This window comes from Streptomyces kronopolitis, assembly GCF_014646275.1.
Taxonomy (GTDB): domain Bacteria; phylum Actinomycetota; class Actinomycetes; order Streptomycetales; family Streptomycetaceae; genus Streptomyces; species Streptomyces kronopolitis.
In genome coordinates, this window is record NZ_BMND01000032.1 from 42099 (window position 1) to 65613 (window position 23515).

Genomic DNA, 23515 nt, shown 5'->3' on the forward strand with positions numbered 1-23515 from the left:
CCCGGCCTTGACAGCGGACTCTGTTAAGCGTTTCACTTAAACGCATCAGTTAATCGATTAAGTGCCACGCGTCCACGGCGGCGGGGCCGCACCCCGGCCGCCCGGACCACCACCCGCAGCCGAGGGAGGACCGTGCCCACCGACGTCCACCAGCACCTCTGGCCGCCCGGGTTCCTCGCGCTGCTGCGGGCCCGCGAGGCGCCCCCGCGGCTCGACGGCTGGACGCTCCATCTGCCCGGCGAGGCGCCGTTCACCGTCGACCCCGCCGACCACGACATCGCCGCCCGCGCCCGGCTCGCCCGCGCCGACGGCCTCGATCTGGCCCTGGTCTCGCTCTCCAGCCCGCTGGGCATCGAGGACCTGCCGCCCGCGGAGGCCGCCCCGCTGCTCGCCGCGTTCCACGACGGCGCGCTGGACCTGCCGGCCCCCTTCGGCGTCTGGGCCTCGGTCTGCCTCTCGGCGCCCGCGCCGGACCCCGAAGCGCTGCGGCGCGAGCTGGCGCGCGGCTGCGTGGGGCTGCAACTCCCGGCCACCGCGCTGCTCGACGCCGCGGGCTGGGCCCGCTGCGCCCCGCTGCTGGACGCCGCCGCCGCGCTGGACAAGCCGCTGTTCGTGCACCCCGGCGCGGCCCCGTGCACCCCGGGGTCGCCGGCCTGGTGGCCCGCCCTGGTCCCGTACGTCCAGCAGCTGCACGCCGCCTGGTTCGCCTTCCGCGCCTTCGGCCGGCCGCGCCACCCGGACCTGCGGGTCTGCTTCGCGGCGCTGGCCGGTCTGGCGCCGCTGCACGGGGAGCGGCTGGTCGCCCGCGGCGGCGGAGGCGAGCGCGGGCGGGTCGACTGCGGCGTGTTCTACGAGACGTCCTCCTACGGGACCCGCGCGGTCGACGCCCTCGTCCGGGCCGCCGGGATCGATGTCGTCGTCAGCGGCAGCGACCGGCCCTACGCCGCCCCCGTCCTCCCCGACCTCGGTGCGGGCGCCGCGATCCACGCGCTGCGCACCGTCAACCCGGCCCGCCTGCTGGGCCCGACGCAAGGAGCCGCCCGATGACGTACCGCACCTCCCAGGCCGATCCCGCCCGCGAGGTCCCCGACGGCGCGCAGCCGTTCACCGCACTGCCCGAGCGCAACCTCGACAAGCGCGAGCTGCGGGAGCTGGTCGACACGCTCGCCGCCCGCCCGGACCTGTGGCGCGAGCAGGTCGCCTTCTCCGACACCGAGCGCCACTACGCCTCCCTGCACCGCGATGAGTTCGTCGACGTCTGGCTGCTGTGCTGGACCCGGCGGAACGACACCGGCTGGCACGACCACGACCTGTCCTCGGGGGCGGTGGGCGTCGTCCAGGGCGTGCTGACCGAGTCCAACCCCCGGATCGGCGGCGAGCACCTGGCCACCGCCGTCGGCGCGGGCTCCTCGTTCTGCTTCGGCCCCGACCACATCCACCGCCTCACCGGCGCGAGTGACGACGCGGTGTCCGTGCACGCCTATTCGCCGCCGCTGTGGCGCCTGGGCCAGTACGACATCACCGACGACGGGCTGATGCGGCGGGTCTCGGTCTCGTACGCGGACGAGCTGCGGCCGATGGACGGGGCCGGCGCGGCCTGACGGGCCCTCCGGACCGGGTCTAACGGGCCCTCCGGACCGGTCTGACGGCCCGTCCCGGCCGCCGGTCCGGCCCACCGGCCCCGGAGCGCGCGACTTTCGACCGCCCTCACCTATTGACCTTCCATTCACCGCCGTTGATCCTGCATGAATCCATACAGGCGCGCGACGCGAGGCGGATCCATGGCAGGTGTGGTCGAACGGCGCTCCATCGACGTCGTCCCGGACGGCGAGCGGCACGGCCGCGCGGTCAGCCAGTTCACGCTGTGGTTGGGCGCCAACCTCCAGATCACCGCCGTGGTCACCGGTGCGCTGGCCGTCGTCTTCGGGGCGAACCCCTTCTGGTCCCTGATCGGGCTGCTGCTCGGCAACCTCCTGGGCGGCGCGGTGATGGCGCTGCACTCCGCCCAGGGGCCGCGGCTGGGGCTGCCTCAGATGATCACCTCGCGGGCGCAGTTCGGGGTGCGCGGTGCGGCCGTCCCGCTGGCGCTGGTCATCGTGATGTACATCGGCTTCTTCGCGAGCGGCAGCGTGCTGGCCGGGCAGGCGGTCGGCGAGCTGACGCACCTCGGCGAGACGCCCGGGATCGTGCTGTTCGCCGTGGTCACCGCCGTCGCCGCGGCCGTCGGCTACCGCCTGGTGCACGCGCTGGGCCGGATCGCCGGCCTGGTCTGCGCGCTGGCCTTCGTCTACCTGGGCATCCGGCTGCTGCACCGCGCCGACCTCGGCGCGCTGCTGGCCGACCACCGCTTCGGGCTGCCGGTGTTCCTGCTGGCCGTCTCGCTCTCGGCCTCCTGGCAGCTGGCGTTCGGCCCGTACGTCGCCGACTACTCGCGCTATCTGCCGCGGCACACCTCGGCGCGCGCCACCTTCTGGTGGACGCTGTCCGGCTCGGCGCTCGGCGCGCAGTGGTCGATGACCTTCGGCGCCCTGGCGGCGGCCGCGGCGCCCGCCGCGTTCGTGGGGCACGAGGTCGGCTATGTGGTCGGCCTGGGCGGCGCCGGGCTGACCGCCTCCCTCCTGTACTTCGTCATCGCCCTGGGCAAACTCACCATCAACGTGCTGAACACCTACGGCGGTTTCATGTCGCTGGTCACCGGCGTCAGCGGCTTCCGGGGGCAGCGCACCCTCTCGCCGCGCGGGCGGGCCGCCTACATCGCGGGCATCATGGTCGCCGGCACCGCCGTCGCCCTGCTGGGCAAGGACTCGTTCCTGACGGCCTTCAAGGACTTCCTGCTCTTCCTGCTGACCTTCTTCACGCCCTGGTCGGCCATCAACCTGGTCGACTACTACCTGATCTCCAAGGAGCGCTACGACATCCCGGCGCTGAGCGACCCCGACGGCCGCTACGGCGCCTGGAACCTCCGGGCGCTGGCCGTCTACGCCGTCGGCGTGCTGGCCCAACTCCCCTTCCTGTCCACGCACTTCTTCACCGGCCCGCTGGTGGCGCCGCTGGGCGGCGCCGATGTCTCCTGGCTCGTCGGGCTCGCCGTACCCGCCGCCGCCTACTGGGCGCTCGCCCGCCGCGACACCGCGCGCCTCCCGGAACCGGCGACGGCGCCGACCGGTGCGCGCTCCCCCGCCGGATCCGGGGGCTAGCCCTACCGCGCGGCCCGCCCCGCGTGCGTACGCTCGGCCCATGGCGACACACGACCCCGAGCTGCGCAGAGAGCTCGACGCGACCCTCCAGACCCGCCGGGAGCTGGGGCCGGACTACGAGCCGGAGCTGCTGGATTCCTTCCTGGAGAAGGTCGAGGAGAACGTCGACCGGCGGGTGCGCCGGCACCTCGCCGAACAGCAGGTCCAGGTCGCGCGCGGGGCCCGCCCGGCGCGCCCGGCGGGCGAGGCGCACGCCTTCTGGCAGCGCTTCGGGTTCGCCGCCCTCTCGCTGGTGCTGGCCGTCCCGCTGACCGCGATCGCGGTGGCCCAGGCCGGACCGGTGGGCCTGATCGTGTGCTGGGCGGGGATCGTCGGCGTCAACGCCGCCCACCGTGCCGGTGCGCGCGCCCCGCGCCCGGGGACGGACCGAGGCGCGGCGGACTGAGGCCGCGCCGCGGTCCGGACGGGAAGGCTGTCGCGGGGACCACCGCACCCCGGGTCGAACCGGGGGCGGGACGACGGCGGTCCCCGCGAGGGACGCGGGCCGGGTCAGGGCCGGTCGTCGCGTCCGGCGGCGACGGGAGGAGTCCGGGAGCCGCTCCGGAGGTCCGTGTCGCCGTGCACACCACTGTGCCCGAGCCGTGTTAAGCCCGTGCTGCGGTCACGTGACGCCCGCGTGCACGGCGCGGTGACGGCCCCTTTCCGTCACCCGAGTTGACGCCGCGCCGGCTGCCGGAGCGGCGTGCTCCCGGCGGCCGCCGCACTCGGCCGCCGCCGGAAGAACCGCTACTTGCCGGCCTCGCGCGCCAGGTAGGCCAGCAGGTCCTGCCGGCTCACCACGCCCTTCGGCTTGCCCTCGACGAGGACGATCGCCGCGTCCGCGTTCTCCAGCACCGCCATCAGATCGGCGACCGGCTCGCCGGAGCCGACCTGCGGCAGCGGCGGGCACATGTGCTTCTCCAACGGGTCGCTCAGCGAGGCCCGCTGGGTGAACAGCGCGTCCAGCAGCTCCCGTTCGACGACCGAGCCGACGACCTCGGCGGCCATCACATCGGGGTGCCCGGCACCGGGCTTGACGATCGGCATCTGCGAGACGCCGTACTCGCGCAGCACGTCGATCGCCTCGCCGACGGTCTCCTCCGGGTGCATGTGCACCAGCGAGGGCAGCGCGCCCTCCTTGTGCTGGAGCACCTCGCCGACCCGCGCGGCGGGGCCGCCCTCCTCCAGGAAGCCGTAGTCGGCCATCCACTCGTCGTTGAAGATCTTGGAGAGGTAGCCGCGGCCGCTGTCGGGCAGCAGCACCACCACCACGTCGTCCGGGCCGAGCTTCGAGGCGACCTCCAGCGCGCCCACCACGGCCATCCCGCAGGAGCCGCCGACGAGCAGGCCCTCCTCCTTGGCGAGCCGCCGGGTCATCTGGAAGGCGTCCTTGTCGGAGACCGCGACGATCTCGTCCGCGACGGTGCGGTCGTAGGCGGTCGGCCAGAAGTCCTCACCGACGCCCTCGATCAGATACGGGCGCCCGGAGCCGCCGCTGTAGACCGAGCCCTCCGGGTCAGCCCCGATGACCTTGACCCTGCCGTCGCTGGCGTCCTTCAGATAGCGGCCGGTGCCGCTGATCGTGCCGCCGGTGCCGACGCCCGTCACGAAGTGGGTGATCCGGCCCTCCGTCTGCGCCCACAGCTCGGGACCGGTGCTCTCGTAGTGGGAGCGCGGGTTGTTCGGGTTGCTGTACTGGTCCGGCTTCCAGGCCCCGGGCGTCTCGCGCACCAGCCGGTCCGAGACGTTGTAGTACGAGTCCGGGTGCTCGGGGTCCACGGCGGTGGGGCACACCACCACCTCGGCGCCGTAGGCCCGCAGCACATTGATCTTGTCCGTGGACACCTTGTCCGGGCAGACGAAGATGCACTTGTAACCCTTTTGCTGGGCGACGATCGCCAGGCCCACGCCGGTGTTGCCGGACGTCGGCTCGACGATGGTGCCGCCGGGCTGCAACTCACCCGACTGCTCGGCGGCCTCGATCATCCGCACGGCGATCCGGTCCTTCACCGACCCGCCGGGGTTGAAGTACTCGACCTTCGCCAGGACGGTGGCCTGGATCCCTCGAGTAACGCTGTTGAGCCGCACGAGCGGGGTGTTGCCGACCAGCTCAATCATCGAATCGTAAAACTGCACGGTGGTCTCCGCGGTCAGGGGCACGCTCTCCTGCGCCCGTGCGGCCAGCCTATTGCCCGGGTCCGTTAGAGGAAGGGTGCGTTGCGTTCCGTGCGGGAACGGGCAACACCCTGTTGTAGGAGTTCTTGCCGATTCAGAGCGCGTCCGGCCCCCGGGGCCGCGGCGCGCCCGCCCTGCGCGGGGAGGTGCCCGGCCCATGCCGATGACGATGTCCAGGGCGAGAGTGGCCCGGCGGATCGCCACCGCGGCCGCGTTCGGCGGCGGCGGGGCCGGGCTGCTCGGCGTCGCCACGGTCGGTGTGCTGCTCACCGAGGTCCGGCTGGCCCGCCGCACGGTCGGCGGCTCCAGCGACATCCCGCCGTGCGCCGACGGCCGCTACGGCGCCGCCTTCGGCCACCGCACCGACCGCCCGCCGCTGCGGCTGGGCTTCCTCGGCGACTCCACCGCCGCCGGCCAGGGAGTGCACCGCACGTCCCAGACCCCCGGCGCGCTGCTCGCCTCCGGGCTGGCCGCGCTGGCCGAGCTGCCCGTCGACTTCCGCAATGTGGCGCTGCCCGGGGCGCAGTCGGACGACCTGGCGCGCCAGGTGGAGCTGCTGCTGGCGGACACCGACGCCACCCCGGACGTCTGCGTCATCATGATCGGCGCCAATGACGTCACCCACCGGATGCCGCCCGCCCGGTCCGTGCGCCATCTCTCCGAGGCGGTGCGCGCCCTGCGCGCGGCCGGCTGCGAGGTGATCGTCGGCACCTGCCCCGACCTGGGCACCATCGAGCCGGTCTACCAGCCGCTGCGCTGGGTGGCCCGGCGGCTGTCGCGGCAGCTGGCCGCCGCGCAGACGATCGGCGCGGTCGAGAGCGGCGGCCGGACGGTGTCGCTGGGCGATCTGCTCGGGCCGGAGTTCGAGGCGCGGCCGCGGGAGCTGTTCGGGCCGGACAACTACCACCCCTCCGCGGAGGGCTACGCCACCGCCGCGATGGCCGTGCTGCCGACGCTGTGCGCCGCACTGGGCCTGTGGCCGGAGGAGGAGCGGCCGGAGCCCGCCCGTGGCGAGGGGCTGCTGCCGGTCGAGCAGGCGGCCGCCGAGGCGGCTTCCGAGGGCGGTACGGAGGTCACCGCCTCCCGCGCTCCCTGGGCGCTGCTCAAGCACCGCAGGCGGCGCCAGCTGCCGACGGCCGAGCCGACGGACCCGTCCTCGGTCACGGGCTGACGCCGCGGCGGGCGCGGCACCGGGGCGGGCCGTACGGGAATACCCGGCGGCCCCGCGCCGTTCCCATAAGCGGTCGCTTAGAAAAGAGGCCCGCATCACAGGGCGCACCCCGTGACCTCAGCAGTACGTGCAGGTAACTTCCCACACAGTCCTGCCCATTTACGTCACCCGACCGTTTCGCACGAGGCGCGCGCCCCGCGCCGTTCCCTCTCTCGCCTCTGGAGCCGTGATGCCCGAAGCCGTGATCGTCTCAGCCGCCCGCTCCCCGATCGGCCGCGCCTTCAAGGGCTCGCTCAAGGACGTGCGCCCGGACGATCTGACCGCGCAGATCATCGGGACCGCCCTGGCCAAGATCCCCGAGCTGGACCCGAAGGACATCGACGACCTGATGCTCGGCTGCGGTCTGCCCGGCGGCGAGCAGGGCCACAACCTCGGCCGGATCGTGGCCGTCCAGATGGGGATGGACCACCTCCCGGGCTGCACCATCACCCGTTACTGCTCCTCCTCGCTCCAGACGACCCGCATGGCGCTGCACGCCATCAAGGCGGGCGAGGGCGATGTCTTCATCTCGGCCGGTGTCGAGACCGTCTCGCGCAGCGTCAAGGGCAGCTCCGACGGCCTGCCGGACACCCACAACCCGCTCTTCGCCGACGCCGAGGCGCGCACCGCGGCCCGCGCCGAGGAGGCGGGCGCCGGCTGGCGCGACCCGCGCGAGGACGGCCTGATCCCGGACGCCTACATCTCCATGGGCCAGACCGCGGAGAACCTCGCCCGCCTCAAGGGCGTCACCCGCCAGGACATGGACGAGTTCGGCGTCCGGTCCCAGAACCTCGCCGAGAAGGCGATCAACGACGGGTTCTGGGAGCGCGAGATCACCCCGGTCACGCTGCCGGACGGCACGGTCGTCAGCAAGGACGACGGCCCGCGCGCGGGCGTCACCGTCGAGGGCGTCGCCGGCCTCAAGCCGGTCTTCCGCCCCGACGGCCTGGTGACCGCCGGCAACTGCTGCCCGCTGAACGACGGTGCCGCGGCGCTGGTCGTCATGTCCGACACCAAGGCGCGCGAGCTGGGCCTGACCCCGCTCGCCCGGATCGTCTCCACCGGCGTCTCGGGCCTGTCCCCCGAGATCATGGGCTACGGCCCGGTCGAGGCCAGCAAGCAGGCCCTGCGGCGGGCCGGCCTCTCGGTCTCCGACATCGACCTGGTCGAGATCAACGAGGCGTTCGCCGCCCAGGTCATCCCGTCCTACCGCGACTTGGGCATCGACCTGGACCGCCTGAACGTCAACGGCGGCGCCATCGCCGTCGGCCACCCCTTCGGCATGACCGGCGCCCGCATCACCGGCACCCTCATCAACTCCCTCCAGTGGCACGACAAGCAGTTCGGCCTGGAGACCATGTGCGTGGGGGGCGGCCAGGGCATGGCGATGGTCATCGAGCGGATGAGCTGAGCTGTAGCGGAGGGTAGGGGTCGGGTGCGAGGAACGAGTACCCGGCACCTGCCCGGAGCGGAGGCGAAGCTCAGTGCGACCAAAGACGCGTGCGGATGAGCTGAGCCCCACCTGATGACGGGGCCCGACCCGAAGTACGGATGCCCGGCATCGGCCCCCAGCGGAAGCAAAGCTCACCCCGAGCAAGGACGCGTGCGACCGAGCCGAGCCCCCAGCCGAAGACGGGTCCCAACCCGAGGCACGAGCACCCGCCATCCGCCCCCAGCGGAAGCAACGCTCACCCCGGCCCTGAACACACGCGACCGAGCCGAGCCCCAGCCAACGGCGCCCCACCCCTGGGCACGAGCCCCCGGCCCCACCCCGGCGGAAGCCCCCCAGCCCAGCCACAAACGCCTGCGCCCACCCCCTCCGCAGCGCACCCGGGGCCCCCGAAGCGGAAGCTCAGCCCCCGCCCCGCCGCCACGCGCAAAACGGACCAACTCCCGCCCGGCGCACACCCTTCGCTGTCATGTGCATACAGGCGGCGACACGGCGTGACCTGCGCCACTTGTTAACGAGATCGCGACCCAATCCCCCCCAGGATTGTGACCAACGCCCCCACGGGAGGGCGTTCTTGCAGGTCAGCACGGGGGCGCTCGCACATACGAGGCACCGACCCCCCTCCATTTCGGGACATAGTTCGCCGGGAGCGGTCGCCGACCACCGGCAGCCTGATGTAGGAAGTCGGAGAACATTCTGCTAACGGGAGTACGCCGGTGAGCGTGCCGCTACCAGGAGTGATCCCGTGAGCAAGCGCATCAAGGGGGTCACCGCGGCCGACGGCCGGGGCAAGTCCATGTACCGATGCGCGGCCCGAGGGAACAGGGCCGCCGAGCGAAGTGGGGAGGACGCATGAGCGTCACCACCCTCGTCCTGCTACTGGCCGCGGCCACCGCCGTGGCGCTGGGCACCGTCGCCCTGCGCACCGCCCGCGCCCTGCGCCGTCAGATCGCCGAGCTGCACGCCGAACTCGTCGCCGCCCGTCAGGACGCCGTCGCCCGCACCGAGGTGGCACACCCGGCCACGGCGGCCATCCCCGCCGCCCGCGCCACCCCGGCCGCGGAGACGCCGCTCGCGGACATACGTGCCGCCGTCGCGGACGCGCTGGCCGAGGAGCGGGAGCGCGAACTCGCCGAGGCCCGCGCGTTCTGGGCCGCCCAGGAGGCCAGGGACGCCGCCGACGCCCCGTCGCTGCTCGGCGGTCTCGTCGGCCTCGGCGACGACAGCCCGCTGGACGCCCGCGCCGACCAGCGCGAGCTGCCCGAGCGCCCGGAGTCCGACCGCTTCGACACCCACCCGTTCCTGCCGCGCCAGGCGGACTGGGCCGGCCTGGAGCCGCTGCTCGGCCCGGACGCCCTGGAGTCCGTGGAGGCGCTGGAGGCGATGGACGCCCCGGAGCTGGAGCCCGTCGAGGAGACCGAGTCCGCCGAACTGGCCGCCGCCCGCCGGCGCCACCCCTCGCACCCGGACTTCTCCCCGTCCCCCGTGATCAGCGATCACGAGCGCACGGTCGCGCGCCTGGAGGAGCTGGCCCAGGAGGGCGTCCCGCTCGCGGATGTGCGCCCCGGCCCGCTGGGCACCCTGGACGTCTACGTCTTCGCCGACGGCACCACGCTCTGCCTGACCCCCGGGCAGCGCGAGACCGCGGAGCGCGTGGCCGGCGCACTGCAGGACGGGCACTCCCCCGTGCTGCTCGGCGGCTCCGGCATCTCCGGCGCGTACGCGCTGACCTTCTCCTGGGGCGAGACCCGCGAGGAGAGCGTCTACATCCTCGCCGACCGCGTCATCGCCTCGCTCTGACCGGCACGGCGGCTCCGCCGGGGCCCGACCCGAAGAACGGGGACGGGCCCTAACCGGGCGGGACTTCGCGGACACGGCCTAGCAGCGGTCCGCCGCCGCCCGCACCCACTGCACGGCCTCCGCCAACACCTCGGCGGGGGCCGCTTTTGCGTCAGAATCGGCCGGTTCGTCGGCCACCCGGGCCGCCGCGGCCCGCAGCGCCTCGACGAGGTCGTGCCCGGCCACCGCCAGCTGGTCACCGACCGCGAACATCCCCGCGTCCGGCATCTCGTACGGGGCCCGTCCCGGCTGCTCGATCCGCTGCGCACGGGCCGCCAACCGCCGCGCCAGGGCGAGCGCTTCGGCCGCCGCGCCCTGCCGGAGCGCGCTCTGCGGCAGCGAGCGGAGGCGGTCGGCGAGGGCGTCCACAGCGGACTGCAAGGGGGTCACGTCAAGCACGCCGTGAGCCTATGCGCCACTCCCGGGTGGTTGCCAACGGCCGAACGCTCAGGCACGGTGTGCTGAAGTACCAGCATCGACCGCGTCCGGAGGCGCCGATGTCTCAGCTCTTCTCCGAAGAGACCCACCGGAACATGCTCTCCCGTATCCCGCACTGCACCGGCCGGGAAATCTCCGACTGGCTCCGCACCGTTGACGAAGGCCCCGCTCTCTTCCGCTTCGACGAAAAGGTCAGCTGGCTCCGCGGTGAGCACAACCTCGCCTACGGACACGCCAAGGCAATCGTCCATGAACACGATCTCAGGCGCGCTGCGCGGAAGTTCTGACCGCCGATGACGGGCCCCCGGCCCCGTCGGCGCAGAGCACGCGACATGCTTCATGCCAAGGGCCCGCAGGCAGCAGCCTGCGGGCCCTTCGCCGTGCGCCCCCCGGGGGGGGCGCGGGGGCGGTCAGTCGCCCCGGAGGATCGAGATCAGCCGGAGCATCTCCATGTAGATCCACACCAGGGTCAGCGTCAGGCCGAAGGCCGCCAACCAGGACTCCTCGCGCGGCGCGCCGTAGGTGACGCCGTCCTCGACCTGCTTGAAGTCCAGCGCCAGGAACAGCGCGCCGAGGACCACGCCCACGATGCCGAAGACGATGCCCAGGCCGCCGCTGCGGAAGCCGAGGCCGTCACCGCCGCCGAACGCCATGAACAGCACATTGACCAGCGAGAGCAGCACGAAGCCCATCGCGGCGATCATCACGAAGCGGGTGAAGCGCGCGGTGACCCGCACGATCCGCGTCTTGTAGGCGACCAGCATGGCGACGAACACCGCCATGGTGCCCAGCACCGCCTGCATGGGGGCGCCGTTCATCCTCGGCAGGTCGTTGATGTAGCCGCTGAGCGCGCCGAGGAAGAGCCCCTCCAGCGCCGCGTACGACAGGATCAGCGCGGGCGAGGGCTTGCGCTTGAAGGACTGGACGAGGCCCAGCACCATCGCGACGAGACCGGCGCCGATCGCGAAGCCGAGGTTCTGCGTCAGGAAGAGCCAGCCGACGGTGGCGCCGGCGATGACCGTGCCGAGCGTCATCGCGGTCCGCGCGACGACGTCGTCCATCGTCATCGGGCGGTGCTGCGGCGGTGCGTGGGTGACGTACTGCTGGCCCTGGGCGTACGGGTTCGTGCCGGCGTACGGCGGTGCGGCGGGGCCCCCGGCCTGCGGCGGCGCGTTGAAGCCCGCGTAGCCGGTGTCGCGGCTGAACCCCCGTCGCGAGAAGACCGGGTTGCTGCTCCTCATCTCACTCCTCCATGGCCGCCCTGCGCGGCCTTGACGGCAAGCGTAATGGCTTGGCAAAGGCACGTCGCTCGTTCTTGAGCAGGATCTTTCCCTGATACCCGGACGGCATCCGCCATGAGGAGGACGTACGGCACGGCCGGAACGTGCCCGGATCCGGGCACAGGCGCCCGATCGCGCGGCCGGGCAAGCACCCCCGCACCCTTTCCGGCATTCCGGTTATTCACTCCGCCGTCGCCCGGCCTTGTCCGGCGCGTAGCCGCCGCGTGATCTCCTCGTGCTCGAACGGCTATTTCCTTCTCCTTCCTTCGGGGTTACCCGGGCTGCACTTCGCCACGGAATCCGATAAATCTCTGATCGCAACGGACGTCACATGACGCGGCAGGCAACCCTTTCGCGGGAGTGCCCGTCTTCCCTGCCGGCCGGAGCACGCCCTGGTGGGTGGATCTGCAGGGCTGACACATGGTCAAGGTCCGAACGCCGGAGCGCCCCTTCCCGAGAGCCCCAGGGCTCACGATCCGTAGCGCTATGAGCGCTATGCGTTGCCTTACAAGGGTGCAGATGGGGCTATTCTGGCGGGAAACTGTAGCGAAAGAGGGTTGAGGTGCCTGTGCCTGACGTCTCAGTAGTCGTCATCGTCTACAACGACGCCGACCGGTTGCCGACCGCGGTCCAGTCCGTGCTGGACCAAACGCTCCGGGACGTCGAGGTGGTGATCGTCGACGACTGCAGCACCGACCGTTCTTTCGAAGTGGCGCAGGCGCTCGCGGCCGGCCATCCCGGCCGGGTCAGAGCCTTCCAGCTGCCGGAGAACAGCGGCGCCGGGGGCGAGCCGCGCAACGCCGGAATCCAGCACACCCGGGGCCGGTACGTCATGTTCCTGGACAGCGACGACGTCCTGGAGGTCAATGCGTGCCGGAACATGCTGGAGGCCGCCGAGAAGACCGACTCGGACATCGTCTCCGGCCTGTGCGTACGCCTGCACAAGGACACCCGCAACCAGAAGCGCGACGAGTGGTATTCCTGGCTCTATTCCACGACCCGCACACTGGAATCCGTCACGGAATTGCCGGACCTGTTCGTATGGGACACCCTTTCCACCAACAAGTGCTATCGCCGTGAATTCCTGATCGAGAATGATCTGCGATTCCCCAAGGGGATGTTCTACGAGGACCTGATGTTTATCGCCGACGCCTATCTCGCGGCGCGGCGCATCACCCTGATTCCCAATCAGGTCTACTTCTGGCACGTGCATGAGCAGGCCGCCGTGAAGTCGGTGACGAACCGGCGGCACGAAATGACCAACTACACGCACCGGCTGGAGATCCACCGGCGTATCGACGCCCTGCTGGCGGAGCGCGGACTGGACGAGATGCGGCTCGCCAAGGACGTGAAATTCCTCAAGCACGACCTGGTGCTGCACCTGCGGGACCTGCCGTTCCGCGACGATGCCTACCGCCAGGAGTTCGCCGAGCTCTCCCGCGGATATCTGGAGGGCATCGCCCCCGAGGCGTACGAGCGCGTGCAGCCGATACAGGCCATCTGCGCGTATCTGCTCCAGCAGGGTGACTGGGAGCACCTGATCCCCGCGGTCGACACCCTCATCAACCGCGACAAGCTCTCCTCCCCGCTCGCCGAGCACGACGGCCGGATCTACTGGTGCGACGGCCATTTCGAGGACCCGTTCGGCCGCGGAGTGCTGGACGTGACCGACATCGGCTACCACGAGAAGTCCGTCGGCCGGCTGTTCCTGCGCAACCAGCTCACCCGCTTCCGCGCCTCCGGCCGCTCGGTCGCCCTGACCGGGCAGATCACCAACCCGCTCGGCGTCATCCCGCCGGACGCGACGCTCAAGGGCGAGCTGGAGTTCAGCGCCCGCCGGCGCAGCCTGCAGTCCTTCCACTTCCCCGTGCGGGTGCTGCGCCACGAGGGCGACAGCATCCACTGGGAGACCACCGCCGACCTCACCGCGAAGCTGCGCCCGCTGGGCATCGTCGACACCATCTGGGACGTACGGCTGCGCCTGGACGTGAACGGGGAGCGCACCACCACCCGGCTCACCGTCGCCGACACCGAGCTGTCCGGCGGGCTGCCGGTCCGGCCGCGGCTGACGCGGATGGTCGCCGACCACCTCCAGCCGCATGTCTCGGCCAAGGGGCATCTGGCGTTCGGCCTGGTCAGCGAGGGCCGCAACGCCGAGCGGGTGCAGGAGCTGATCACCCGCGGGGTGCGCGGCAGGCCCGGGACGCTGGCCAAGACCGGCTACCGCAAGGCGAAGGCGCTGCGGCAGAAGGTCACCTCCGGCGACAACAAGCTCCGCGCCTATCACGAGGTCTTCAGCCGGCTGCCGGTCAAGAAGCGCACGGTGGTCTTCGAGAGCCACCTGGGCAAGCAGTACAGCGACAGCCCGCGCGCCCTGTACGAGGAGATGCGCCGGCAGGGCCTGGACTTCGAGGCGATCTGGTCGTACGCCGGGTCCCCCAAGGACTTCCCCAAGGACGCCACCCTCGTCAAGCGCTGGTCGCTGCCCTACCTCAAGGCGCTGGCGCAGGCGGAGTTCTGGGTCGACAACCAGAGCTACCCGCTCAAGCTCACCAAGCGCCCGGAGACCACCTACCTCCAGACCTGGCACGGCTCGGCGCTGAAGAACATGGGCTTCGACCAGCCGTCGCTGAAGGCGCAGACCCGCCAGCAGCAGGCCGAGCAGCAGCAGTCGCTGGACCGCTTCGACCGCTTCCTGATCCGCTCCGAGCACGATGTGCACACCCTGGCCAAGGCCTTCCGGCTCAAGGAGAAGACCCTGCTGCGGGTGGGCTACCCGCGCAATGACGCCCTGGTCCGCGCCCGGGAGCGGGAAGTGCGGCTGGGGCGGCGCGAACGCGGGCCGCTGGCCGCGGAGTTGGGAATTCCCGAGGACCGGACCGTGCTGCTGTACGCACCGACCTTCCGCAAGGCGGGCGGCCGGCACGGACGCTTCGAATTGCCCTTTGACATCGAGCGTTTCGCCGACCAGTTCGGCGACCGCTATGTCCTCCTGGTGCGCTCGCACTACCTCAATCACGTGGTGCTGCCGCCGACCGTCGAGGGCCGGGTCATCGACGTCTCCGCACACCATGACGTCACCCCCCTGCTGGAGCTGGCCGACGGTCTGATCACGGACTATTCCTCGGTGATGTTCGACTACGCGCTGCTCGACCGGCCGCTGGTGTTCTTCACCTACGACTACGACGAGTACGTGCACGAGGGCCGCGGCACCTACTTCGATCTGCTGGAGCACGCACCGGGCCCGGTGGTCCGCACCGAGGACGATTTCCACAAGGCGATCAAGTCGTTCGAGTCGCAGGCTCTCGAATACGCGAAGAGCCGCCAGGAATTCGTCGCCAAGTTCGGCGAATACGACCGGGGCGACGCCGCCAAGAGCATCGTCGATCAGTTTTTCGCGCAGTGGAGCCGTTGATGACCAAGTCGAACGCAGCCGCACCGCGGGACATCTTCTTCGTCTCCAACAGCGTCAACGAGATGGGCGGCATCACCAGCTGGTCGCACCAGATGGCCCGCCTGTTCAGCGAGCGCGGCCACCGGGTGCACCTCATCGGTGTGGTGCCGGCTCCCGAGGGCCGGGCCCATGAGCTCGCCCCCGACGTCCCGTTCCGCACGACCACGCTCTACACCGAGCACCCGCCCCAGGTCCGCCCCGTGCGCGGCCTGAAGGACAAGCTCAACGTCGTCGAGCAGCGCCGCCGGGCCGCCCGCGAGGCCGGTATGCGGGAGCAGGCCGCCAAGATGAGCGCGCTGTTCCGGGCGGCGGAGCCGGACGGGGTGGTGATCGTCACCCAGGTGTGGGCGATGGAGTGGGTCGCGCTGGCCGACACCGCGGGGCTGACGGTGATCGGGATGAGCCACGAGTCCTTCGACACCTGCCGCAAGTCGTCCCGCTTCGGCCGGGTCAAGCGGTTTTACGCGGATGTCGACCGGATGCTGACGCTCACCCGTGAGGACGCCGACCGCTGGATCCGGCAGCGCATGGACAACGTCGGCTTCATGCCCAACCCGCTGCCGTTCTTCCCCGAGGTCCCCTCGGACCGCTCCGACAAGTGCGTGGTCAGCATCGGCCGGCTCCATGAGGAGAAGGGCGTGGACCTGCTGCTGGAGGCCTGGGCGAGGGTCGCGCCGCAGCATCCGGACTGGACGCTGCGGATCTACGGCTCCGGCGAGGAGGCGGACGCCCTGCGCAAGCAGGCCGCGGAGCTGGGCATCGTGGACTCGGTCGAGTGGCGGGGCAGGACCGCCGACGTCCCCGGCGCGCTGCGGGAGAGCGCGGTGTTCGCGCTCAGCTCGCGCGGCGAGGGCTTCCCGCTGGCTCCCATGGAGGCGATGGCGACCGCCGTCCCGTGTGTGGCCTTCGATGTGGCGCCGGGTGTCCACGAGATCATCTCGGACGGCGTCGACGGGCTGCTCGCCCCTCCGGGCAACATCACCGAATTCGCCCGGCACCTGGACACCCTGATGTCCGACAAGGACCTGCGGGACACGATGGGCGAGGCGGCCCGGGAGAACATCCAGCGGTTCTCCACCGAGGAGATCGTCGGCCGCTGGGAGAGTCTGTTCGCGCTCGTGGAGCGCTGAACCGGACGCTTGCGGTGTGAGAGAGGTCACGTGCCCCGGCGGGTGGCCCCTCTCACACCGGGCCCTGTGCGGCGCTCGGGGGCCGCTGTTTCCGCGGTATCAGGGGGCACCGCCGCGCCGGAGGGACCCTCCGGCCCCGGTCGGCGGCGTTCCGGCGACTCGGTCCGACCATTGGCCGGAATTGATCCGCCCCCTAGCGTGTGCGCATGGATCTGACGCAGACCAGTGCGCCCTGGCGCCCGTCCGCAGGATTGGCGTTCCTCCAGGAGGCGACCCGCACCCAGCGCCTCACCGGAGCGATCGCTCCCAGCAGCCGTCGGCTGGCCTCCCGGCTCGCGGTCCCCCTCCGGGAGCGGAAGCTCAGCCGCCCCGCCGCGATATTGGAGGTCGGCGCCGGCACCGGCACGGTCACCCGCGCCCTGGCCCGGCTCGTCGGCCCCGCGGACCAGCTGGACGTCGTCGAGATCAACCCCAGCTTCGTGCGGCTGCTCACCGAGTCCATGGACCGGGACCCGGATCTGGCCGGGGCCGCTCCGCAGATCCGGCTGGTGCCCGAGTCGATCACGGACATGCGGCTGGCCCCGCACAGCTACGACATCATCGTCTCCTGCCTGCCCTTCGCGAACTTCGAGCCGGACGTGGTCCAGTCGATCTTCGAGCGGTACTTCACCGCGCTCACCCCGGGCGGGCATCTGACGTACTTCCGCTATCTCGGCACCGAGGCCGCCCGCACCGTCTTCAGCCGCCGCACGGAGGTGGCCCGCCACCGTGCGGTCACCGCCGTCATGGCGGACTTCGAGCACCGCTACGGCGTCCACCGCTCCACGGTGTGGGGCAACCTCCCTCCCGCGCAGGTCCACACGCTGCGGGCCCCCGCGCCACGGACCGCCCCCGCCACCCCGGCGGCCACCGCCTGACCCGCCCGCCGGCACCCCTACTCCGCCGGCTCCCGGCCCCCCACTCCCGACTCCGGGTCCCCCGACAGGGACCAGGGTCGCCCCGGCATGCCCGCACCCCGCCGCGCATTCCCCGCGAACGGAATTCCGAAGCGGCCCGGAATGGCGGCCGGCGTCTGCCGAAGTGAGTGCGCGCGGGGCCCGGCAAGACGAAGGCGCGGGTATCAAACACACGTGCCGAAGAAGGAAGATCGGCATCCCGGGACGGCATCACAAGGCATTTGCCTTTGCCGCCCCGCACATGCCACGGCCGGTGCCGCCGAAAGGGCACGAATCCGCGACGCCCGGGAATTGCGGAAACCCCTGTGCGGGCCGCCGGACGGGCCCGGGCCGCGCCTGCCGTGCACCCGTGCTCCCGTCCGCCCGGACCTCCTCACCGGCGGCAGCACCCGCCGCCCGTCCGGCCCGCCCTCGTACGAAGGGAGGAGGGAGCCGGACACCCGACGGCGGCGCACGGCGGCGGACTGCGGCGGCACGAAGCGGAGCCCGCGAGGCCGGGCCGCGACGTGTCCCGATGAGCCGTCAACTCCGTGCCCATGGCGGCTCGAAGGACTTCTGAGTGCCTCTCACACGGCGCCCGCGACCCCGGCGCGGGACCGGACGGCGGTGAAGGGTGCCCGAGGCAACATACGGAAGGTCCGGGCGCCTTGCTGCGGACCGGGCCAACTGCCGTACGGCGCGCCCGGCGTCCGCGCCCGAGCGCCCGGACCCGCGTGCCGTGGCCCCGGATACCCGGGCCGCTTCCCGCGCTCCGAGGGGAAGGCGTACAGCAATTCGCGATTCGTTGACGCTTCACCCAAAATCGCCTTTTGGGTGGTGCCCGGAGCCGGACTTGAACCGGCACGGCCCGTAGGCCAGCGAGGTTTAAGCTCGCCGTGTCTGCATTCCACCATCCGGGCCTGGGATCCCCCATGCCACCTCAAAGAGGGCAGCACGAGCGTAGCCCGCAGCGCACGACGCAGTTCGGCCGCTCTTCCCGAGGTTGTCTTATTTTATTGGCAACTGAGTGAGCATCAGCGCCCGGTACAGGCCTTCGGCACATGCCTGAAGCCCACTTGCACGGGGAAGCCCCCGAGTGCAAATTCATGCCCGAATTGACGGAAACTCGACGCCCCCTCGGCGCCCCCGTCGCGGCGCCGCTCCCGCTCCCCCGGATGCTGCGGGTGCAGCAGCGGGATCAGGGGCCGTCTCCTCCCCAGGGATGACCGCCGTGCGCATGGCTACGCCCCAGGGGTCGCCCAGGACGGTCACCAGGGTTGACGTCCCCGGGCGGCTCCTGACCCACGATGGAAATGTCCGCTTCCGCTTCGCGGCAGGCGCCCTCGCGGGCACCGTGCCAGGCATCTCCACCGACAGGAGCTCGTTTCCCGTGACCACCACCCACTCCGGCGTATCCCGCGCCCAGCACGCCACCGCGGTGGCTGCCCGTGCCACGGATCTCAGCAAGGTCTACGGACAGGGCGAGACCCAGGTGGTCGCGCTGGACGCGGTCTCCGTCGACTTCCACCAGGCCCAGTTCACCGCGATCATGGGCCCCTCCGGGTCCGGCAAGTCGACGCTGATGCACTGCATGGCGGGACTGGACTCGATATCCGGCGGCTCGGCCCGCATCGGTGACACCGAACTGACCGGGCTGAAGGACAAGAAGCTCACCCAGCTCCGGCGCGACAAGATCGGCTTCATCTTCCAGGCGTTCAACCTGCTGCCGACCCTGACCGCGCTGGAGAACATCACCCTCCCCATGGACATCGCGGGCCGCAAGCCGGACCGCGCCTGGCTGAACCAGGTCGTGGAGACCGTCGGCCTCTCCGGCCGCCTCAAGCACCGCCCCAGCCAGCTCTCCGGCGGCCAGCAGCAGCGGGTCGCGGTCGCCCGGGCGCTCGCCTCCCGGCCCGAGATCATCTTCGCCGACGAGCCCACCGGAAACCTCGACTCGCGCTCCGGCGCCGAGGTCCTCGGCTTCCTGCGCAACTCGGTGCGCGAGCTGGGCCAGACCGTGGTCATGGTGACCCACGACCCGGTCGCCGCCTCCTACGCGAACCGCGTGGTCTTCCTCGCCGACGGAAAGATCGTCGACGAGATGCCCGATCCGACCGCCGACCTGGTGCTGGAGCGGATGAAGGGCTTCGACAGCAAGCGCCGCACGAGCTGACCCGCGGCCGCCGCCCGCACTCCGGACCCCTCCTCCAGGACTGAGCCCATGTTCCGTACCGCCTTGCGCAATGTGCTCGCGCACAAGGCCCGGCTGCTGATGACCGTCCTCGCCGTGATGCTCGGCGTGGCCTTCGTGTCCGGCACCCTGGTCTACACCGACACCCTCTCCACCGCCTTCCGCAACAGCTCCCAGAAGAGCTACGACGACATCGACGTCGCCCTCAACCCCCAGGCGTCCGACACGGTCCCGGGCGTCCAGCCCGAGAACCCCCGGCTCGACGCCAAGCTGCTCGACACGGTGCGCCGGGCGCCCGGCGCCGCCTTCGCCACCGGCATCGTCAACGGCCCCACCGGGATCGCCGACAAGAGCGGCAAGCTGATCGGCCAGGGCGGCAGCGGCAGCAACTACTTCCCCGGCAAGGACGGGAAGGACGCCCGCTATCCGATGAAGGAGGGCGCCGCCCCCACCCGCGGCGACCAGTTCGCGCTGGACCAGGACACCGCCGAGAAGGGCGGCTACCACGTCGGTGACACCGTCCGGATGTCCGTCGACGGACCGGTCCGCGAGCAGAAGCTGACCGGCATCTTCACCACCGGCGGCGGCCAGGGCATGTCCGGTGGCTCCCTTGCCCTGTTCGACACCAAGACCGCCCAGAAGCTGCTCGGGGTGCCCGGCGGATTCAGCGAGATCGACGTCAAGGCCGCGCCGGGCACGTCCCAGGCCGCGCTGAAGCAGTCGGTCGGCAAGGCACTGCCCCGGGACAGCGGCACCCTCACCACCGGCAAGGAACTCGCCGACGACCAGGCCGAGGGCAACAAGACCTCGATGGACACCATGCGGACCGCCCTGCTGGCCTTCGCGGGTGTGTCCCTCTTCGTCGGCATCTTCATCATCGCCAACACCTTCACCATGCTGATCTCCCAGCGCACCAAGGAGCTGGCGCTGCTGCGGGCGGTCGGCGCGAGCCGCCGCCAGGTCACCCGCTCGGTGCTGCTCGAAGCGCTCGTGGTCGGCACGATCGCCGGTGCCTCGGGCATGGTCGCCGGCATCGGCATCGGCGCGGTGCTGCGCACGCTGGGAGGCAACGACGGCGCGGCCCTCCCCGACGGGCCGCTCCAGGTCACCGCCACCACGGTCCTGGTCTCGCTGGGCGTCGGTATCGCCGTGACGGTGCTGTCCGCCTGGCTGCCGGGCCGGCGCGCCGCGAAGATCCCGCCGGTCGCCGCGATGAACAGCGTGCACGCCGCGGCCACCACCAAGTCGCTGGTGGTCCGCAACACCATCGGCGCGCTCTTCGCCGGCGCCGGTACGGCCGCGGTCCTGGTCGCCATCTCCCTGGACGACGGCAAGAACACCAGCCGGTACATGATGGGCCTCGGCGGGATGCTGCTGCTGGTCGGCGTGTTCGTGCTGACGCCGCTGCTGTCCCGTCCGCTGATCGCGCTGGGCGGGCCGGTGCTGCGCGGCTTCGGTATCTCCGGCCTCCTCGCCCGGCAGAACGCCCTGCGCAATCCGCGCCGTACGGCCGCCACGGCCTCGGCGCTGATGATCGGCCTGACGCTGATCACCGGGATGACGGTGATCGCGAAGGGTGTCGAGACGGGCATCAACAACGTGGCCGCCTCCTCGCTGAAGGCCGACTACTCCATCGCCATGAGCAGCGAGGGGCAGCCGCTGCCGTCCACCGCGGAGAAGCAGGTCAAGGGCGCGGCGGGGGTGTCCGCGGTCAGCCCGATGCGCAAGGACATGGTCCGGGTCGGCGCCGGAGCAGGCGCGGGCAGCAAGGGCGCGTCCATGGTGGTCGGCGTCGACGGCAAGACGTTCGGCTCGCTCGGCAACCTCGACTTCACCAAGGGATCGCTGGGCAGCCTGCACGGCGACCGGGTCGTCGTGGACAGCGGGACCGCCCGGGACCACGGTCTGAAGACCGGCTCGCGCTTCCCCGTGACGTTCCCCGACGGCAAGAAGGCCGACCTGACCGTCTCGGGCGTCTACAACGGCAACCAGATGTTCGACGGCATCATCCTCGACAAGGACACCCTGGCGTCGCACCAGAAGCGCACCACCACCCAGCAGCTGCTGGTCTCGATGGACGGCGGCGCCACCGACGCGCACAAGAACGAGCTGGTCAAGGCGCTCGGCAAGAACCCGGCCCTCACCGTCTCGGACAAGCAGGACATCGCCGACGCCGTCTCCAAGCTGTTCACCATCCTGCTGAACATGCTCTACGGCCTGCTGGGCATGGCGGTGGTCGTCGCGGTGCTCGGGGTGGTCAACACCCTGGCGATGTCGGTCTTCGAGCGCTCGCAGGAGATCGGCATGCTGCGGGCGATCGGCCTGGACCGGCTCGGCATCAAGCGGATGGTGCGGCTGGAGTCGCTGATCATCTCGCTCTTCGGCGGGGTGCTCGGTATCGGGCTGGGGGTGTTCCTCGGCTGGGCGGTCGGCAAGCTGATCGAGGGCGGACTGCCCACCTACGAACTGGTCCTGCCCTGGGGCGAACTGGCCGTCTTCCTCGGCCTGGCCGGACTGGTCGGCGTGCTGGCGGCCCTGTGGCCGGCGCTCCGGGCGGCGCGGCTGAACATGCTGGAGGCCATCAAGGCCGAATAGCCGGCGCCACCCGGCTTCCCGGTCCGCCCGCCCGCTCCCTTCTTCCGGGGGCGGGCGGGCGGCCGCCGTTCAGGCGCCGGGTGCGACCGGGCGCCAGGTGCGCGCCCGCAGCGGCTGCCCCGCGTCCCCGGTGTCCGGTGTACGTACCGCCAGCACCTGGTTGACGCCCAGGCGGTTGCGCTCGAAGGACAGCGCGCACGCGGCCATGTACAGCCGCCACACCCGCGCCCGTCCCGGGGAGGTCAGGCGCGCCGCCCGGTCCCAGTGCTCCTCCAGGTTGGCGACCCAGCGCCGCAGCGTCAGCGCGTAGTGCTCCCGGATCGCCTCCACGTCGCGCACCTCGAAGCCGGCGTCCTCCAGCTGGCCGACGGTCCGGCCGAGCGGGGCCAGTTCGCCGTCCGGGAAGACGTAGCGGTCGATGAACTCGTCGACGCGGTAGGCCTCCTCGTCGACGATCGGGCGCCGGGCGATCTGGTGGTTGAGCAGCAGCCCGCCGGGCTTGAGCAGGGCGTACAGGGCGTCGGCGTACTCGGCGTAGCGCGTCCGGCCGACGTGCTCGGCCATCCCGATCGAGGAGATCGCGTCGAACGGCTCGTCGTGGATCTCGCGGTAGTCCTGCACCCGGATCTCGATCCGGTCGGCCAGCCCGGCCTCGGCGATGCGCTTGCGGGCGAAGGTCGCCTGCTCCTCGGAGAGCGTGATGCCAACGGCCCGTACTCCGTACTCGCGGGCCGCATGCAGCACCATCGAGCCCCAGCCGCAGCCCACGTCCAGCAGCCGCCGGCCCTCGCGGAGGCCGAGCTTGCGGCAGATCAGGTCGAGCTTGTCGTGTTGGGCGTCCTCCAGCGTGAAGGCACCGGCGCCGTCACCGGTCCCCCAGTACGCGCAGGAGTAGACCATGGACGGGCCCAGCACCAGGGCGTAGAAGTCGTTGCCGACGTCGTAGTGGTGGCTGATGGCCGCCTTGTCGCGGCGCAGTGTGTGCAGCGGTCCGCGGCGCCGTCTGACCTCCTCCACCGGCGGGGCCGGCGGCACGGGCGCACCGGCCAGGACCAGCAGCTCCCGGGCGGCGGCGCGGATCTCCGGGCGGGCCAGGGCGCGCAGCACGGCGGCGCGCGGCGATCCCCCGCCGCCGGGGCGCTCCCAGATCAGTCCGGCGAGCAGATCGAGCGCGGCGTAGAGGTCGCCCTCGATGTCGAGGTCACCGGCCACCCAGGCGCGGGCCAGGCCCAGCTCGCCCGGCTTGAACAGCATCCGGCGCAGCGCGCGGCGATGGCGGATGACGAGTGTGGGCGCCCCCGGCGGGCCGGACTCGCTACGGTCCCAGGCGCGGATGCGCACCGGAAGCGGCGCTCCCAGCACCTCCTCGGCGAGCTTGGTGAGCCGTCCAGCGGCGTCGGCCATGTCGCACACCTCCGTGTTGACGAGTCGGGCAAAAAAGTTTCACCCACCACGCAAACGCCAATGGGGCGCCCGGATAGTCCCGTTCGCACGTAAGGGAACCGCAAACCGGCTGCTTTTCGCCAGAGCGGACACGCCAAAGGGCGCCCGCCCCACGGATGGCGGACGCCCTTCGGGCTGG

General features: G+C 71.6%; 17 protein-coding genes and 1 tRNA gene. 13 read left to right on the top strand and 5 right to left on the bottom strand.

All coding sequences use genetic code 11. The features are described 5' to 3' along the window. Window positions 1–132 precede the first annotated feature (132 nt). The 4 genes from IEY78_RS27030 to IEY78_RS27045 all read left to right on the top strand — a co-directional run bounded on the left by IEY78_RS27030 (window position 133) and on the right by IEY78_RS27045 (window position 3642). Window positions 133–1047, top strand: coding sequence for an amidohydrolase family protein (locus IEY78_RS27030; protein WP_189102587.1), 915 nt, complete (start codon window positions 133–135; stop codon window positions 1045–1047). Then, window positions 1044–1601 (top strand): cysteine dioxygenase, encoded by a 558-nt coding sequence (locus IEY78_RS27035; protein ID WP_189102589.1) that lies wholly within the window; start codon window positions 1044–1046, stop codon window positions 1599–1601. The genes IEY78_RS27030 and IEY78_RS27035 overlap by 4 nt, the downstream gene beginning before the upstream one ends. Before the next feature lie 180 nt (window positions 1602–1781). After that, complete coding sequence (locus IEY78_RS27040; protein ID WP_189102591.1) at window positions 1782–3197, top strand: purine-cytosine permease family protein; 1416 nt, start codon at window positions 1782–1784, stop codon at window positions 3195–3197. A 40-nt stretch (window positions 3198–3237) separates the two neighbouring features. Beyond that, window positions 3238–3642, top strand: coding sequence for a hypothetical protein (locus IEY78_RS27045; RefSeq protein ID WP_189102593.1), 405 nt, complete (start codon window positions 3238–3240; stop codon window positions 3640–3642). 341 nt (window positions 3643–3983) lie between these two features. On the opposite strand, the gene IEY78_RS27050 is transcribed toward IEY78_RS27045, so the two are convergent. Further along, entirely contained in the window at window positions 3984–5372 is a 1389-nt protein-coding gene (locus IEY78_RS27050) for a cystathionine beta-synthase (RefSeq protein ID WP_189102595.1), read from the bottom strand. 196 nt (window positions 5373–5568) lie between these two features. Between IEY78_RS27050 and IEY78_RS27055 the strand changes: the two genes are divergently transcribed. The 3 genes from IEY78_RS27055 (at window position 5569) to IEY78_RS27065 (ending at window position 9871) form a co-directional block, all read left to right on the top strand. Next, entirely contained in the window at window positions 5569–6582 is a 1014-nt protein-coding gene (locus tag IEY78_RS27055) for an SGNH/GDSL hydrolase family protein (RefSeq protein WP_189102596.1), read from the top strand. A gap of 229 nt (window positions 6583–6811) precedes the next feature. Then, the gene (locus IEY78_RS27060; RefSeq protein ID WP_189102598.1) at window positions 6812–8032 is read left to right on the top strand and encodes an acetyl-CoA C-acetyltransferase; all 1221 of its coding nucleotides are present in this window, start codon (window positions 6812–6814) and stop codon (window positions 8030–8032) included. A gap of 891 nt (window positions 8033–8923) precedes the next feature. Beyond that, window positions 8924–9871 carry a hypothetical protein gene (locus tag IEY78_RS27065; protein ID WP_189102600.1) on the top strand — a complete coding sequence of 316 codons (948 nt, stop codon included), beginning with the start codon at window positions 8924–8926 and terminating at the stop codon, window positions 9869–9871. A gap of 78 nt (window positions 9872–9949) precedes the next feature. Here IEY78_RS27065 and IEY78_RS27070 read toward each other — a convergent pair whose 3' ends face one another. Beyond that, a complete protein-coding gene (locus IEY78_RS27070; protein ID WP_189102602.1) occupies window positions 9950–10309 on the bottom strand; it encodes a hypothetical protein in 360 nt (119 codons plus the stop codon). A gap of 98 nt (window positions 10310–10407) precedes the next feature. Here IEY78_RS27070 and IEY78_RS27075 point away from each other — a divergent pair, with 98 nt between their 5' ends. Further along, a complete protein-coding gene (locus IEY78_RS27075) occupies window positions 10408–10635 on the top strand; it encodes a DUF4287 domain-containing protein (protein ID WP_006605171.1) in 228 nt (75 codons plus the stop codon). A gap of 123 nt (window positions 10636–10758) precedes the next feature. Here IEY78_RS27075 and IEY78_RS27080 read toward each other — a convergent pair whose 3' ends face one another. Next, entirely contained in the window at window positions 10759–11589 is an 831-nt protein-coding gene (locus tag IEY78_RS27080) for a Bax inhibitor-1/YccA family protein (RefSeq protein WP_189102604.1), read from the bottom strand. A 607-nt stretch (window positions 11590–12196) separates the two neighbouring features. Here IEY78_RS27080 and IEY78_RS27085 point away from each other — a divergent pair. From IEY78_RS27085 to IEY78_RS27095, 3 genes are all read left to right on the top strand, one after another. After that, window positions 12197–15043 (top strand): bifunctional glycosyltransferase/CDP-glycerol:glycerophosphate glycerophosphotransferase, encoded by a 2847-nt coding sequence (locus tag IEY78_RS27085; RefSeq protein WP_189102633.1) that lies wholly within the window; start codon window positions 12197–12199, stop codon window positions 15041–15043. Continuing rightward, window positions 15043–16212 (top strand): glycosyltransferase, encoded by a 1170-nt coding sequence (locus tag IEY78_RS27090; protein WP_189102605.1) that lies wholly within the window; start codon window positions 15043–15045, stop codon window positions 16210–16212. Before IEY78_RS27085 ends, IEY78_RS27090 begins: the two co-directional genes overlap by 1 nt. A gap of 206 nt (window positions 16213–16418) precedes the next feature. Further along, on the top strand, window positions 16419–17129 hold the full coding sequence (locus IEY78_RS27095; protein WP_189102607.1) for a class I SAM-dependent methyltransferase: 711 nt from the start codon (window positions 16419–16421) through the stop codon (window positions 17127–17129). A gap of 853 nt (window positions 17130–17982) precedes the next feature. On the opposite strand, the gene IEY78_RS27100 is transcribed toward IEY78_RS27095, so the two are convergent. Beyond that, window positions 17983–18067 (bottom strand) — tRNA-Leu (locus tag IEY78_RS27100). 470 nt (window positions 18068–18537) lie between these two features. On the opposite strand from IEY78_RS27100, the gene IEY78_RS27105 reads away from it, so the two are divergent. Both IEY78_RS27105 and IEY78_RS27110 read left to right on the top strand, forming a co-directional pair. Continuing rightward, the gene (locus IEY78_RS27105) at window positions 18538–19320 is read left to right on the top strand and encodes an ABC transporter ATP-binding protein (RefSeq protein ID WP_189102609.1); all 783 of its coding nucleotides are present in this window, start codon (window positions 18538–18540) and stop codon (window positions 19318–19320) included. 48 nt (window positions 19321–19368) lie between these two features. Continuing rightward, entirely contained in the window at window positions 19369–21933 is a 2565-nt protein-coding gene (locus IEY78_RS27110; RefSeq protein ID WP_189102611.1) for an ABC transporter permease, read from the top strand. Between the two features lie 69 nt (window positions 21934–22002). On the opposite strand, the gene IEY78_RS27115 is transcribed toward IEY78_RS27110, so the two are convergent. Beyond that, window positions 22003–23337 carry an SAM-dependent methyltransferase gene (locus IEY78_RS27115; RefSeq protein ID WP_189102613.1) on the bottom strand — a complete coding sequence of 445 codons (1335 nt, stop codon included), beginning with the start codon at window positions 23335–23337 and terminating at the stop codon, window positions 22003–22005. Window positions 23338–23515: the final 178 nt, after the last annotated feature.

Coding starts and splice junctions, on each gene's coding strand:
- IEY78_RS27040 (WP_189102591.1), top strand. CDS start 1,782: ATGGCAGGTGTGGTCGAACGGCGCTCCATCGACGTCGTCCCGGACGGC.
- IEY78_RS27065 (WP_189102600.1), top strand. CDS start 8,924: ATGAGCGTCACCACCCTCGTCCTGCTACTGGCCGCGGCCACCGCCGTG.
- IEY78_RS27075 (WP_006605171.1), top strand. CDS start 10,408: ATGTCTCAGCTCTTCTCCGAAGAGACCCACCGGAACATGCTCTCCCGT.
- IEY78_RS27055 (WP_189102596.1), top strand. CDS start 5,569: ATGCCGATGACGATGTCCAGGGCGAGAGTGGCCCGGCGGATCGCCACC.
- IEY78_RS27080 (WP_189102604.1), bottom strand. CDS start 11,589: ATGAGGAGCAGCAACCCGGTCTTCTCGCGACGGGGGTTCAGCCGCGAC.
- IEY78_RS27090 (WP_189102605.1), top strand. CDS start 15,043: ATGACCAAGTCGAACGCAGCCGCACCGCGGGACATCTTCTTCGTCTCC.
- IEY78_RS27035 (WP_189102589.1), top strand. CDS start 1,044: ATGACGTACCGCACCTCCCAGGCCGATCCCGCCCGCGAGGTCCCCGAC.
- IEY78_RS27060 (WP_189102598.1), top strand. CDS start 6,812: ATGCCCGAAGCCGTGATCGTCTCAGCCGCCCGCTCCCCGATCGGCCGC.
- IEY78_RS27110 (WP_189102611.1), top strand. CDS start 19,369: ATGTTCCGTACCGCCTTGCGCAATGTGCTCGCGCACAAGGCCCGGCTG.
- IEY78_RS27045 (WP_189102593.1), top strand. CDS start 3,238: ATGGCGACACACGACCCCGAGCTGCGCAGAGAGCTCGACGCGACCCTC.
- IEY78_RS27115 (WP_189102613.1), bottom strand. CDS start 23,337: ATGGCCGACGCCGCTGGACGGCTCACCAAGCTCGCCGAGGAGGTGCTG.
- IEY78_RS27095 (WP_189102607.1), top strand. CDS start 16,419: ATGGATCTGACGCAGACCAGTGCGCCCTGGCGCCCGTCCGCAGGATTG.